The 13952-nt window shown below is 41.5% G+C and carries 13 protein-coding genes and 1 tRNA gene; 5 read left to right on the forward strand and 9 right to left on the reverse strand.

Annotated elements, in window-relative coordinates:
* Positions 1-56: 56 nt before the first annotated feature.
* From HXT55_RS05455 to HXT55_RS05465, 3 genes are all read right to left on the reverse strand, one after another.
* On the reverse strand, positions 57-1100 hold the full coding sequence (locus tag HXT55_RS05455; protein WP_004115580.1) for a universal stress protein: 1044 nt from the start codon (positions 1098-1100) through the stop codon (positions 57-59).
* A 211-nt stretch (positions 1101-1311) separates the two neighbouring features.
* Positions 1312-2067 (reverse strand): C40 family peptidase, encoded by a 756-nt coding sequence (locus HXT55_RS05460; protein ID WP_421792690.1) that lies wholly within the window; start codon positions 2065-2067, stop codon positions 1312-1314.
* 161 nt (positions 2068-2228) lie between these two features.
* Positions 2229-3233 (reverse strand): CHAP domain-containing protein, encoded by a 1005-nt coding sequence (locus HXT55_RS05465; RefSeq protein ID WP_119675862.1) that lies wholly within the window; start codon positions 3231-3233, stop codon positions 2229-2231.
* Positions 3234-3432: 199 nt separating this feature from the next.
* Between HXT55_RS05465 and HXT55_RS05470 the strand changes: the two genes are divergently transcribed.
* Positions 3433-3687: a hypothetical protein gene (locus HXT55_RS05470; protein WP_032841421.1), complete on the forward strand. Its 255-nt coding sequence runs from the start codon at positions 3433-3435 to the stop codon at positions 3685-3687.
* A 23-nt stretch (positions 3688-3710) separates the two neighbouring features.
* Here the strand turns inward: HXT55_RS05470 and HXT55_RS05475 are convergent, their stop codons facing one another.
* Positions 3711-5138, reverse strand: coding sequence for a sensor histidine kinase (locus HXT55_RS05475; protein WP_415698928.1), 1428 nt, complete (start codon positions 5136-5138; stop codon positions 3711-3713).
* A 219-nt stretch (positions 5139-5357) separates the two neighbouring features.
* Between HXT55_RS05475 and phoU the strand changes: the two genes are divergently transcribed.
* Positions 5358-6038, forward strand: coding sequence for a phosphate signaling complex protein PhoU (gene phoU, locus HXT55_RS05480; protein WP_421792692.1), 681 nt, complete (start codon positions 5358-5360; stop codon positions 6036-6038).
* Between the two features lie 145 nt (positions 6039-6183).
* Here phoU and HXT55_RS05485 read toward each other — a convergent pair whose 3' ends face one another.
* Complete coding sequence (locus HXT55_RS05485; RefSeq protein ID WP_004112459.1) at positions 6184-6924, reverse strand: phosphoglyceromutase; 741 nt, start codon at positions 6922-6924, stop codon at positions 6184-6186.
* Between the two features lie 128 nt (positions 6925-7052).
* Positions 7053-8726, reverse strand: coding sequence for a lysine--tRNA ligase (gene lysS, locus HXT55_RS05490; protein ID WP_004115592.1), 1674 nt, complete (start codon positions 8724-8726; stop codon positions 7053-7055).
* A gap of 448 nt (positions 8727-9174) precedes the next feature.
* Between lysS and HXT55_RS05495 the strand changes: the two genes are divergently transcribed.
* The 3 genes from HXT55_RS05495 to HXT55_RS05505 all read left to right on the forward strand — a co-directional run bounded on the left by HXT55_RS05495 (position 9175) and on the right by HXT55_RS05505 (position 12063).
* Positions 9175-9248 (forward strand) — tRNA-Pro (locus HXT55_RS05495).
* A gap of 113 nt (positions 9249-9361) precedes the next feature.
* Entirely contained in the window at positions 9362-11419 is a 2058-nt protein-coding gene (locus HXT55_RS05500) for a DUF4037 domain-containing protein (protein WP_064623402.1), read from the forward strand.
* A complete protein-coding gene (locus HXT55_RS05505; protein ID WP_048730396.1) occupies positions 11419-12063 on the forward strand; it encodes a DUF4125 family protein in 645 nt (214 codons plus the stop codon). Before HXT55_RS05500 ends, HXT55_RS05505 begins: the two co-directional genes overlap by 1 nt.
* A 24-nt stretch (positions 12064-12087) precedes the next feature.
* Here the strand turns inward: HXT55_RS05505 and HXT55_RS05510 are convergent, their stop codons facing one another.
* The 3 genes from HXT55_RS05510 to sufU are packed head-to-tail and all read right to left on the reverse strand — an operon-like array spanning position 12088 to position 13905.
* Positions 12088-12750 (reverse strand): HAD family hydrolase, encoded by a 663-nt coding sequence (locus HXT55_RS05510; protein ID WP_064623404.1) that lies wholly within the window; start codon positions 12748-12750, stop codon positions 12088-12090.
* 13 nt (positions 12751-12763) lie between these two features.
* A complete protein-coding gene (locus HXT55_RS05515) occupies positions 12764-13204 on the reverse strand; it encodes a metal-sulfur cluster assembly factor (protein WP_004137942.1) in 441 nt (146 codons plus the stop codon).
* Positions 13205-13257: 53 nt separating this feature from the next.
* Entirely contained in the window at positions 13258-13905 is a 648-nt protein-coding gene (gene sufU / locus HXT55_RS05520; RefSeq protein WP_064623406.1) for a Fe-S cluster assembly sulfur transfer protein SufU, read from the reverse strand.
* Positions 13906-13952 lie beyond the last annotated feature (47 nt).

A 13952-nucleotide genomic window follows, 5' to 3' on the forward strand; every position in this document is an offset into this window, starting at 1 on the left:
GTTTTAGTGCTTTGGACGCTATTTTCTACTACAAGCTACTTCTCTACTACAAACTACTAGTGAAGCGGATCAATAGTTTGCTCGATTTCTTTAGCAGCTTCCACACCAGCTTTTGGAACATCAACTGTATGAACGCCACTTATAGAATCAATAGCACTAGTATCATTACTTACCTTAGACTGCTGTGCTACTTGAGCAGCGCTTAACTCCACATACTTACGTGGAACCACATACACCGGTCTAGAAGAATGCTGCAACAAACCTTGGCTAATAGAACCAAGAAGCAATCCTGTAAAACCACCACGTCCTCGTGAACCCACAACAACCAAATCATTGTTTAAGCTCGCTTGAGTCAAAGCGTTTACAGCAGAACCTGGAACTACAGAACGATGAATCTTTAGATTTGGCAAACGCTGCAAAATAGGCTTTACTCTCTCATCAAGATCTTCCATATAAGATCCCATAACAGCAGTGTCACCTTCTGCACCCTGAACGCTAGGAACAGCAGAAATCACATCTAATTGTGCGTTCCAACTATCAGCCAAATCTGCAGCAATCTCAAGAGCTTTTAATCCCCACTTAGACTCGTCGGAGCCAACAGCAATCTTAGAAATCTTATTATTCAAGTGGATTCGTTGACCATCATCATCTGTATATGGAACAACAACAATTGGGCAATAAGCGTAGGCTGGAAGCGAAGAACTTGTCGTGCCAAGCAAACGCTCAGCCAATCCACCTTTACCTCGGTTACCAATAACAATAAGCTGATAGTTCCTAGAAAGCTCTACAAACACAGAAGAAGGATCGCCAGTAACGATTAACGTTGTTGCATCCACACCCTGTTCTAAAGCTACAGCTTTTGCTTTAGAAAGAATTTCCTGAGCGTCTTGATGAGCAACATTATCATCACCAATCGCAGTATAAGTCGCATCAAAAGATACAGCTGCATAACTAGGTAAAGAATATGCACAAACTATTTGAAGCTGTAATCCAGCATGCTTAGCATAATTAGATGCCCACCATACAGCCTTATAGCTCGCATGAGAACCATCAACACCTACAAGAACAGCTTTTTCTTGTGTAATAACACCTTGTGCCATCTAGATCCTCCTAGCATCGCGCGATTTTTTATTTTCTTAAATACTTTAAATACTAGAATAGCGCGTTTAAGGTAGTCGCGTCTATCGCGACACAACAAACCTAAGGATTAATGGCAAAATTAATTAAAAATAACCTAAAAACGTATCAAAACTACTAACAAAACTAAAAGTGGTATCCATAAAATCATGAATACCACTCAAAATCAAATTGTCAGAAGATTCTACGAATAGAATAAGATCCCGAAAAAACGTATCTAATAGGATCATACTGAGTTCCAGCGTACTGAGAATTAATAACCATTCCATTACCAACATAAATAGATGCATGAGCACCATTGGCAATTATGTCACCAGGCTGGGCCTGAGCTAAACTCGGAACAGCCGTACCTACAGTGGCCTGAGCTCCAGAAGTTCTAGGTAAAGAAATACCCATATTGGCAAAAACGTACTGCACAAAACCAGAGCAATCCCAGCCAGCAGGACTTGTACCACCAGAACGATAAGGCACTTTACCTAAAAACTGAGCCGCAAAATTAAGCATCGCCGAAACAGACTGATTATCTGGAGGAGCAACAAAGTACGTCATAGGTCCAACGCCATTACGCGCTCTAGAACGACTTGCAGTAGCGTCGAAGCCATCAGCAGAATTATTCTGTGCCTGTTGTCGCTGGCGAGCCTGTTCAAGTGCAAGTTCAGCAGCACTCTTAGTCTGCGGAACATCCAAAGACTCAATACTGCCCCAATGAGAATTAGCATCAACATCGGTAGAAGTGGATTCTGTAAACAAATCACGCTTAACATCAGTAATCTTAGGGAAAGAACGTGTAGATGTAACTGCTGATTCTTCAGCAGAAGCGGAAGCACAAGCAAGCGGAATCATAGCAGCAACCAGCGCTGCAGATACAAAACCTGCAAATACAGAAGAAAAAATCTTATCTCGCTTAATCATCACTAGCGATGTTAGCATGTTAATACTACAAACTAAGACCACAAACAAAATTTGCACGCACTATTTACAGCACAACAATGCACGCCTACACGCATAACAGCCAGAATAGACTAGAAAACCGCAAAACGCAGTAACAGATATCAATATTAAAATGTCAAAATATTAAAATGCAAAATAATCTAGTAATGGATAAATTCAAAAGCTGAAGTTTCATTCGGATTTACAACCCTAGAGAAGGTCCTACCATGAAGCTCCGCACTAGACTCAGATGTTTCAATAGAACCATCAGGATTAATTTTTTCAACAACAGCAACATGACCATAAGTACGATTAACGCCAGCCTGACCGCGACCAAACACCATAATATCGCCAACGTGACGAGGCGTACGATCTACCCAATATCCAAGTTTTCGAGCAGTCAAAGCCCACATCCAGCCGTCTCCCATATTAGAACCAACAGGAAGACCAAGCTGATGCCTACGAATATAAACCCACCAAGTGCACTGGCTAAACTCATATGCATTCCCAGAATCACCAGAACTATGATTTGGATTAAATCCAGCAGGCAAAGAATTAACGTCTGAATCCATTAAAATAGCAACCTGCGGATTATTCGCAGAAGACTTAGACATTTCAGAAACTTTAAAATCTGAATTAGAACCTAAATCCCACTTAGACTCATGAGACGATCTAGTAGAGAAAGCGTTTAAATCAGCTTCGAGACCAGCAACAGCACTGTTGAACTTCAAATATTTATCAGCACGATCTAACTTTTCACGCTGACTAGAACGAGAAGCAGCTTGATCATTAGAATCATTGGAAAAACTAATCTCAGAAGCATATTGCTTTGAAGCAAAAGAACCAAAACCATTAGTCTTGCTCAAAGCCATAGACGTCAATGCAGCACCAACTATAGCTACTAAAGACGTAGAAACAATAATACAATTCTTACGTTCTCTAGATTCGCGAGCTAAACGAATCTCGCGACGAGTACGAGGAGCAGAAGACATTTGCAAACTCTGAGCCACAGATTCGCTCAAACCCACAACTGCACCATTATTCGCACAAACCGCTTCGGTAGAACGCTCAGAAGTAGCACTGGAAATATGAGAAGACGAAAAAAGCATAAAAGGCGAAACGAAACGCCCCTTTGCTTTCTTAGCACCATGTGCACCATGTCTCATAAAAAACCACTCCCGAATTGTTAAAGTATCACGTCAAAACGGCACCTACAAAGCTCAAGACTACAACGTGGTACGGATGTGATAAAAATAGTGTCGAAAAAGAAAATAGCAAAATTTAAACGTATATCATAAACGTATATCATCAAAAAAATATAACCAAAAATTGATATTAGACATCACTAGATGTATGGTTAATCATATGAAGCTAGCACCGATTATTAACCCAGATGCACGCAAAGAGGCACCAAAGCCATTGCGCGTAGACCTGTGCAAAGCATTTATGGCTGGAACAGTTTTATGGCTTATAGCATCAATAATCACTGTTGTGCTCGCAATCTTGCACTTTCTACTATGGTTTTTTGCTATAGTTTGCCTTAGCGGATTCGTAATAGGTATTTTGCTTTTAATCTGGGAACACTTTGACCGTTGGGATTATAGAAGACTAGGAAAGTAAAACGCTTAATACGATTAAGCGAACTATTTTGCATCCGATCTTGAAAGCGGAATCGCAAAATTAACCGTAGTACCTTGCCCTGGTCTACTCCACAATGTAATGCTACCGTGATGAGTAAGAGCCACGTGCTTAGCAATAGCAAGACCTAAACCAACACCATCCTGACTGCCGTCATTCTGGTTATCCGAACGATAAAAACGCTCGAAAATGCGAGGCTGATCACGCAACGCAATACCAGAGCCACAATCAACAACACGAATCACTGCAAACTGAGAGTCATCAGACTTTAACGCTGAAATCGCCACACTGCTATTTGCTGAAGAATAGATAATAGCATTCTCAACAAGTTTACGCACGGCAGCGCTGATTTGTGAAAAACTGCCTAGAACACTAAGCGAAGAATCAGACTTAACGCAAAGACGCACATTTCGGCTCAAAGCAAGATCTGAAACCTGATTCTGAACATCTTTTAACACGTTCAAGACGTTCACAGCACTCGCCTTAGACACATCTATAGGCTTCTGAGCACTCATAAGAAGCAGAAGATCTTCCAACATATGTTCCAAGCGTTTAGAAGACCTCTGAGCTTTTAAAGAAACTTCCTTAACACGATTAAGAGCAACATTATTATCCTGCAAAAGTTCTATAAGACTAGAGATCATTCGAGTAGAGCTAATAAGTTGTTGAGAAACATTACTTATAAAATCATCTCTAGTCTGCTCAAAACGATGCGCAGCACTCGTATCATTTAAAATAACAACAACCTTGCCTGCTCCAACACTTCCAACAGTAACATTAAGCCAATTAGGTCTAGAAACTGTAGACGCATCAGACGATTTATCAGTTTTATTCGAGGAAAAGTCGCCAGCAACCGTAGCTGATTTTAATAACACAGCACTGTCACCATCAAAATTACCATTAAAATCAGAGTCTTTACCAATAGTTATATACCGCTCAGGAGTAAAAGTAACTAAATCAAAACTCTCAAAACCGCCAGACTCGCGCACACGATTTACAGAATCCAGAACTCGCGGTTGAACAATAGAATCATCAACAACAACACCAAGCGTATAACTATCAGAACTAGCTCGTAAAACATCATTATCAGCATCGATAACAATAGTCGCAGCAGACAGCATGGATAAAATCGCACACGCATCTGAACTTATATCATCTGAATTATTATCAACTGAATCTTCATCATCTTCATCATCACCAAAATTACGTTTACCTAAAATTTTTAAGATCTTCTTAAAGCTACTACGAAAAATCCTACGCAAACCACCTGCTATAGGATTTACAACAGAACTAAAAAACGGTCTAAAAATACTACGAAATATTGGGAAAAGAGAATCAACAACAAACATAACAACAACAATTGCAACACAAAGCGCAATCAAAGCAAACACTACAAATACAACCAATGGCGAAGATGTAGAATCCTGAAACATACTCTTAAAGAATACTACAATGCTCTCACATTTTAATATTCGACTAACATTCTACAAAAACACAACTAAGCATACGCTTATACGTGCTTTGAATAGTCTATACTTGATTAGGGTTTAGTTTAAAACAAAATAATTTTAAAACAAAAAACGTCAATACACGTTGGCAATATACAACTGCAATATAAGTCAACACAGGCACCAAAAAAGAAAGGACACACCATGCGAGTGATTTTCAACGAAGAAATGAAAGCAGTTGCATCAAACATCGAACGCATGGCTGAGCTTGTTGCAAAAGCAATGAACGATGCTGGAAATGCTTTATTAAATGCTGATTTAGAATCTGCACAAACAGTTATAGACAATGATGCTCAACTAGATTCACTAGAAGCTAGCGTTATAGATCAATGCTTAACATTGCTAGCTAGACAAAATCCTGTTGCAACAGACTTGCGAGAAGTAGTGGCAACCATGCGTTTGGCTGCGACTTTTGAGCGCATGGGAGATTTAACAAGTCACGTTGCGCAAATCGCAAGAAGAAATTGGCCTGATTGCGCAATACCAAGTCAAGCAAAAGAAACTGTTGAAAAAATGGTTGACTTTTTGCATGTTCTTGCAGGTCAATTAACAGACATGCTTTCAAATAGAGACGTTAATGTAGCAGATGCAATTATTCACGGCGACGATGTAATGGATAAGTTGCACGAACACATTTTTGCGCTTGTAGAAGGCGAAGATTGGAATGGCACTAGAAAACAATTGATTGACTTAGTACTTCTAAGCAGATTCATGGAGAGAATCGGCGATCATTCAGTTGCTGCAGCAAGGCAAGTTGTATTTATTGTTTCGGGATTTGACCCAACTAAGAAGCCAGAACCAGATAAAGACACGGTTGTGGCATAAATACGGTTGTGGCATAGAACACGATTTTTGAATAGAAATCTAAAAAGTAGCTTGTAAAACAAAAGTAGGTTTGCAATTAATTTTGCAAACCTACTTTTTATTTAAGTTAATTTAAGATAATTAAGCTAACTTAAGCTAATCAAACTCACTTCTGACCCTGAGCAGCCACGGCGGCAGCACCAGCAGCAGCAGCTTCTGGATCCAAATACTCGCCGCGAGGCTTGATTGGCTTAAAGTTCTCGTCCAACTCGTAAAGAAGAGGAATAGCGGTTGGAATATTCACCTTGGAAATCTCTTCCTCGCTCAAGTTGTCGAGCATCTTAACAATTGCGCGCAAGCTATTGCCGTGAGCTGCAATCATCACAGTCTTGCCAGACTTAAGCTCTGGAATAATATCGGACTCCCAGTAAGGAGTTACGCGAGTCACAACGTTCGCCAAAGCTTCAGTTTCTGGAACTGGATCACCTGCGTAACGAGGATCATTCGTCTGAGAATACTCATCGTTTGGATCAATCTCAGGAGGTGGAGTTGCGTAAGAACGACGCCAAATCATGAACTTCTCATCGCCATATTCCTGACGAATCTCAGACTTGTTCTTACCTTGCAAAGCACCATAATGACGCTCGTTTAAACGCCAGCTACGGCGAACTGGAATCCACAAGCGGTCGGCTGCATCAAGCGCGTAATTCGCGGTATTGATAGCACGACGAAGCAAAGAAGTGAACACGATGTCTGGAAGAACATTCTTCTCTTTAAGAAGCTCGCCACCATGCTTAGCTTCCTCGACACCCTGCTCAGTGAGCGGTACATCAACCCAACCAGTGAACTGATTGGTCTTATTCCATGCGCTCTGACCATGTCGGAGCAATACTAATTTATATGTCATAATTACCTAGTCTATTCGTTTCGTACGACTACTTACATAAAAGTAAGCAAACACGAAAAATTTAATAGAAAAAGCCGATGAATGTTTAAACAACATACAACGGCTTTACAATCTACTAAATCTATCAGTTAGCGAAGAGGCTTTACGAGTGGGAACGTAATCGTCTCGCGAATGGTTGCGCCCGTAAGCGCAATCAGCAAGCGGTCAATACCCATTCCCATGCCGCCAGCAGGAGGCATACCGACGCCAAGAGCCTCAATGAAGTCCTCGTCAATATCCATTGCCTCAACATCTCCAGCCAAAGCATCCTTAGCTTGAGCCACAAAGCGCTCGCGCTGCACAACAGGATCGTTAAGCTCGGAGTAGCCGGTTGCAAGCTCAAAGCCACGCACATACAAATCCCATTTTTCAACCATTCCTGGCTTAGTACGGTGACCCTTAACAAGCGGGCTGGTTTCCACTGGGAAGTCGCGCACAAACGTTGGCTCATAAAGCTTATCCTCATAGAAGTGCTCCCACAAGTGCTCAACCAACTTGCCGTGATTCTCCACTTCGTCGCGCTCAACGCCAAGCTTGTCTGCAATCGCACCCAAATGCTCAACAGAAGTTTCTGGCGTAATCTCCTCACCCAAAGCCTCAGAAAGCGAGCCGTACATGGTAATCTGCTTCCACTCGCCGCCAAAATCGTACTCTTCGCCGTTAAGCAAAGTCACCTTAGTGGAGCCAAAAGCGTCGACAGCAGCCTTTTGAATCAGCTCTTTAGTAAGAGCTCCAATCGTATCGTAAGTGCCATAAGCTTGGTAAGCTTCGAGCATTGTAAACTCTGGAGCGTGAGTTGCATCTACGCCTTCGTTTCTAAAATCACGGTTGATTTCAAACACGCGATCAATGCCACCAACCAAGCAGCGCTTCAAGAAAAGCTCTGGCGCAATACGCAAATAAAGATCAATGTCGAACGCGTTCATATGAGTTGTAAACGGACGAGCAGCAGCGCCGCCGTGAACCGTTTGCAACATTGGTGTTTCAACTTCCAAGAAGTCATGGCTGTCGAAAGTGCGGCGAAGAGAAGCTACAGCATGAGAACGCCTGCGAACCATATCGCGAATCTTCTCGTCCGCAATCATGCCAATATAAGGCTTGCGCGTACGAGTATCGTCGCTTAATTCCTTATGCAAAGCCGGAAGTGGCTGCAAAGCCTTAGCTGCAATTGCCCACTCAGTTGCGAATACGGAAAGCTCGCCAGTTTTAGAAGAAATAACGCGACCGCGAACATACAAATGGTCGCCCAAATCAACCATCTGCTTGAAGCTCTTAATAGATTCTTCGCCAATTTCCTTCTTGGAAACCATCGCCTGAATCGTAGTGCCGTCACCAGCAGCAAGCTTAACGAAGCACAAGCCACCAGCATTACGCAAGAAAAGCACGCGACCTGCAATACCAACCTCGGTATCAGTTTCTTCGCCAGCTTCAAGCTTGCCATCAAAATCAGCACGAACCTTTTCGATAGTATCCGTAACATTAAGATGCACTGGGTATGGCTGCACACCCTCCTTAAGCATCATCGCGCGCTTAGCAACACGCATCTGCACCTGCTCTGGGTGCGCAAGTGGACCAAACTCTTTATTGCTTGGATCAATTGCTTCGTCAAGAGTAGCACCATCATTTACGCGCTTAGCAATAGCCTCATCTTGAGCGAGCAGCATCTCAGCATGCTCAACGGTGTCAATTTCATTGGCGTTATCTGTTACGTCATTTTCTGCGGCGTTTTGTGCGGCAGACATTGCAGTATTCGTGTCAGTCATAAACGCCAATTGTAGCTACTAGGGAATACAGGTAAGCGAGTCGCAAATGCATTTTATTGTGTTACTAGATCGATTGCGCTAATCATTTTTGCAACAAATATACATTTTTATAGAAATATTTATATTTTTCTGTTTTCGAAAGAAAAATACATTTACAGTAAAACTTTTTATTATTTTATTAAGATATACAAAATTATTTACGAAAAGTTACATCATTTTGCAAATATTGCGGAGACCATGCAGCTGCAAAAGAATACAAGTGAATTTTTAATAAAATTTTAAAAGAATTTATTTGACAACGACACACACTGTTAATTTGTAGCAAGTTCACGCTATTATAACCACGTTGTCGGAGTGTTGCATGCGCAATTACAACATGTAGCTGCGTCATGTATTCATAAGATGGATTCACGATGTGCAATCTCTATTGAGTTCGCACAATCGACATCGGGCTGTAGCGCAGTTTGGTAGCGCGCTTCGTTCGGGACGAAGAGGCCGCGGGTTCAAATCCCACCAGCCCGACTTTTGATTTTTTGCACAATCGCGCATATTACAACACTCGTATAAACAAATAATTCGCTATGATTGAGTAGTGAGCAAAACGGAATTTAATCGCAAGAAGCAAGGTGGCTTAAATGTTAAGCGTTTCGCAATTTTATAAAGAATTAGACAATATGTTTGCAAGCCACACAAGCGCGCAAGAAATCGAAAAATACCTGCTAAATGCGCTCAACCAATCGCAAGCAAAAGCAAACCAAGAAGCAACAAACCACGCAGAAGCAAACGCTCAAGCATTGCAACTATCTGTGTTAAACGAGTTGATGGGATTTTATAGGTCTAGAGGAGAACACGCAAAAAACAAGACAATAATTGATAATGCGCTAGATTTGTCAAAAAAGATGGATTTAGCAGGCAGCGAAGCTGGCACAACCACGCTTATAAACGCTGCTACTAGCCTACGAGCCGCGGGCAGCTATGAGCGCGCAGCAGAAATATATTCTCAAGCTATTAAAGAATCATCGAAAACACTAAAACCAAACGATAGAAAGCTCGCAGCTCTGCACAACAATCTTTCAATGCTTTACAGCGAAACAGGCAACACGAGCGAAGCAATTAATGAACTTAATATTGCGCTTGAAATATTGCAAAAATCGAGTATCGATCCTTCAACAGACATAGATATAGCAGCAACTCACACAAATCTTGCGCTTGCGATTTTGCAAGAGTGTTCGCAGCCTAGCGAAAGCACAAACAGCAAATCCACTATCCTTAACTCTGCTTTTGAACACGCTTCAACTAGTATTCGCATGTACATTGCAGGAAATAACCAAAATCAACCACATTACACATCTGCTTTAGCTGGATATGCTCAAGTTCAATACGCACGAAAAGAGTATTCCGACGCTGTAAAAGCATACAGCGAAGCTCTAGATTTAATAGCACAATGTTACGGAAAAGATAGCGAGTCATACGCTATAACGTTGGAGAATCTGCAGCAAGCACAGGATGCAGAAGAAAAATTTACGGCGAAAAGCGCGGCAAATACAATTCAATGCAATTCGGAAAAGTCGCAAGCAAGCGATGAGCCAAAGCCAGAGTCAAATAAAACTATACAATCAAATAAAACCATAAAATCAATCAAAACTGTAAAAACAGAATATAATCCAAAAATCAAAAACGGCATGCAACTTGCAAAATCATATTGGCAAACTTACGGAAAACCACTGCTTGAACTTGAACAATTTAAAGACTATAAAAACCGCATAGCTGCAGGATTAGTAGGTCACGGATCGGAATGCTACGGATTTGACGACGAGATTTCGCGCGATCACGATTTTGGCCCAGGATTCTGCTTATGGCTTACAGATGAAGACTATGCGAAAATTGGCGATGATTTGCAAGCAGCTTACGATTCTCTTCCGCAAGAATACGCTGGTTTTGGCTCTCGCGAAGAAACTCCACGCGCTAAATCATGCGAAGGAAGCAAGCGAGTTGGAATATTTAGCATAAGCGAATTTTTTGAAAACATAACGGGATTTTCTACTGCACCAAGTCAAAACGAGCCGCATTTATGGCTTTCGTTAAGCGAGCCAACGCTTGCTGCAGCTACGAACGGCCAAATTTTTGCAGACCCACTTGGAGAATTTAGCAAAGCGCGTCAAAGTTTTAAGCTTATGCCAGACGATGTGCGAATCTCGCTAATCTCTAGAAGGCTTGGCATGATGGCTCAAGCAGGTCAATACAATGTTCAACGAATGCTAGCGCGAAAAGACGGAGCTGCAGCGTGGCTTTCTATAAACGAGTTTGTGAGCGCAACCGCTTCAATCGTATTTTTGCTAAATAACCCAATAAGTGCAGGATATTTGCCATATTATAAGTGGCAATTTGCAGCTTTACGCAAGCTAAGCGCGCGAATGGCGTCTAGGCTTTCTGGCGTAGCAAATCAACTTGAATCGCTTATGCGACTAAGTAGTGCGGCGTGCTTTGGCGGAATCGGATTTGGCGAAGGCACAAAAGGCAGCAGCGAAGCTGAATCTAAAATAAACGAGATTATTCAAAACGTGTGCAACGAAGTAGTGAAAGAGCTTAAATATCAAGGTTTGAGCGATTGCAATGAAACGTTTTTAGAATGGCAACGCCCGTATGTTGAAGCGCATATTAATTCGCGCGCAACGTGCTTAAGGAGCTTATGATGTGCGATTCATTATCAAATCCAAAAACGCAAAATCCAAAAACGCAAAATCTTGCAGAAGAAATTACAAAACTAGAATGGCAGCAATTCCAGCTTACGCAAAACGAAGGCGGACGCGCGAATTGCCAGGAAGATTGGCAAACATTCCGCATTATGCGCATGAGTCAATTTTTAACTTGGCCTCTGGATTTGCAAGAGTCTTATAAAAAAGATCTTGAGCGCGCTGACAGCAATGGCAGAAATTTGATAACAGAAAAATATGCACGAATGATGGAGTCTACTGCGCCAGAAATTTTTGAGCGCACAATTAAGCCTTATATTAAGCCGATTTTAGAGCCTAGAAAAAGCGAGCAGGAGAAGATTATTTTAACGCAAGTTAAATGGGCGGATGATTTTCGCGATCGATACCCTCATTTAGGTCTTGCAATGCGCGTTCTAAAAACAAGCGAAGATACAGAAGAAAATACATCTTTTGAAACGTATTTACGAGGAGAATTAAGCACGTATTCCGCAGAAACTTTTGCTAAATATAAGTCTTTTATAGAAGATTTAACAGCGAAAAATATAAATCTAACGCAAATGATTATTACAAATACTGTGCGCATGTATGGCTACGATTCACTCGAAGCAGCCGACAAATGTTGAGGCAACTATAGCGTGAATAGTTTATTACAGCATGAATAATTTTGTAGATGCACACTCAATTCTTTGTGCAGTTTTTAAACTACGCAAATCCGATTCAACAAAAACAGTAGAAGATGCGCTCAAACCATTTTTGCTCAAAAAATCTCGATAAATCATAATATTCGGCTTGCGCAAATGATATTCATAAGATGCGCTAACGCCATTTATCTCGCCAAGTATTGGGCAAGTTGTGCGCGCGCAATCAACCCACTCTTGTGAAGCATTTCCAAACGCCCAAACGCGCACACCTTTTGCAGTTAAATCGCGAGCAACAGCCGCAAAACGCTCTCGCTCCCCTAAAAATCCGTGTAAAAAATTCTCAAAATACAAGCGATAAAGCCAAGTTACGGCAGGACCATGATGCTCACTAAACGATTCAAGCGCACACTCAATGCTCCATCCTGATTCACGCAAAGCCTCGTGAAACTCAAAACCCCATTCTGGCTCATAGCTAAACAGCACCTCGCCAATATAATCTGGGTAATACGATTCCAACGTGCGACGCGCATCCCAATCAACAAGAAGATGCAAGTCAAAAACAACATCTGTTATGCCGTTTTCAATAATTTTTTGCGCGCATAAATCGCAATAATCACAACTATTCTTGCAATCATTGCGATTAGGCGAAAAATCTTCTGTGCAAATCATTACAAATCCTAAATTATTCAGTTGGCGAAATTCCTCCGGCATAGGACGACATTCCAGCACCAACACCAATTCCAGCACCAAAACTAGCAGGCAAATTGTTCAAATTATAGCCGAGCGCCTCAAGCTGCGCGCGCCCATCTTCCGTAATATTTTCAACACTCCAACGCGGTTTCCAAGTCCAATCAATACGAAATTCATCAACTAATCCAACAAGCGCACTCGCGCATTCGTCTTCAATCAAATCCGTAAGCGGGCAAGCAGGCGTTGTAAGCGTCATCGTAATAATCGCGCGTCCAAGCTCATCAATTTCAATCCCGTAAACTAAACCTAAATCAACTACGTCAATTCCAAGCTCTGGGTCTACAACATCATGCAAAGCATCCTGAATGTCTTCCTCAGTTACGCGACCGATGCTATTTACGTTGATCTGAGATTGAGCTTGATTTTCTGCCATAATATTCCTTATTTTTAGTGTTACACTGCGATTTTATAAAGCCACATACGATTTTATAAAGCCTCAATAGCCTTTGCAATACCGTCTTTTAAGCCTTCCCATGCAAGCAATGCGCACTTTATTCGCATTGGATATTTAGAAACGCCTTGAAAAACCATTGCATCTTCCAACTCATCTTCGTCTTGCTCGCTTTTTAATCCCGCTCCCCTAGATTCCATAAGCTTGTGGAAAAGCGCGGCTAATCGCAAGGCATCCGCAACAGTTTTTCCCTCAACCAAATCAACCATAATCGAAAGACTAGCTTGCGAAATTGAGCAACCATGGCCATCCCACTTAATACTTTTAACAAGCGCATTGCTTGAATTGTCAACGTTTTTAGCGAGTTCCACATGCATCGTAACCTCATCTCCACAAGTTGGGTTAAATTGATGAGATTTTCCTAATGCGTAATTTTTATTAGCTTCTACAGCACAATTTTCATGATGATTTGTAATTGTTATATTAGAATTGTTTTTTAACTCATCGGTTGCTGGCGACTTATCCGAAGCCTCCTCAACTTTCTCTTCCTGCTCTTCTGCTTTAGAAAGACTTTCTGTGTTTGAAAAATGTGTTTTTCCGTGCGGATTTCTAGCAGCATCTAAAATCACTTCTTGATACATGCTTTCTAAGCCACTACCGTCGTCAACACTCATATCAAACATATGCTCTCCTTATTTGTTATTAAACAGTATTTTATTTGAATTCTATT

Source organism: Gardnerella sp. KA00718 (assembly GCF_049244285.1).
In the GTDB taxonomy this organism is placed as follows: domain Bacteria; phylum Actinomycetota; class Actinomycetes; order Actinomycetales; family Bifidobacteriaceae; genus Bifidobacterium; species Bifidobacterium vaginale.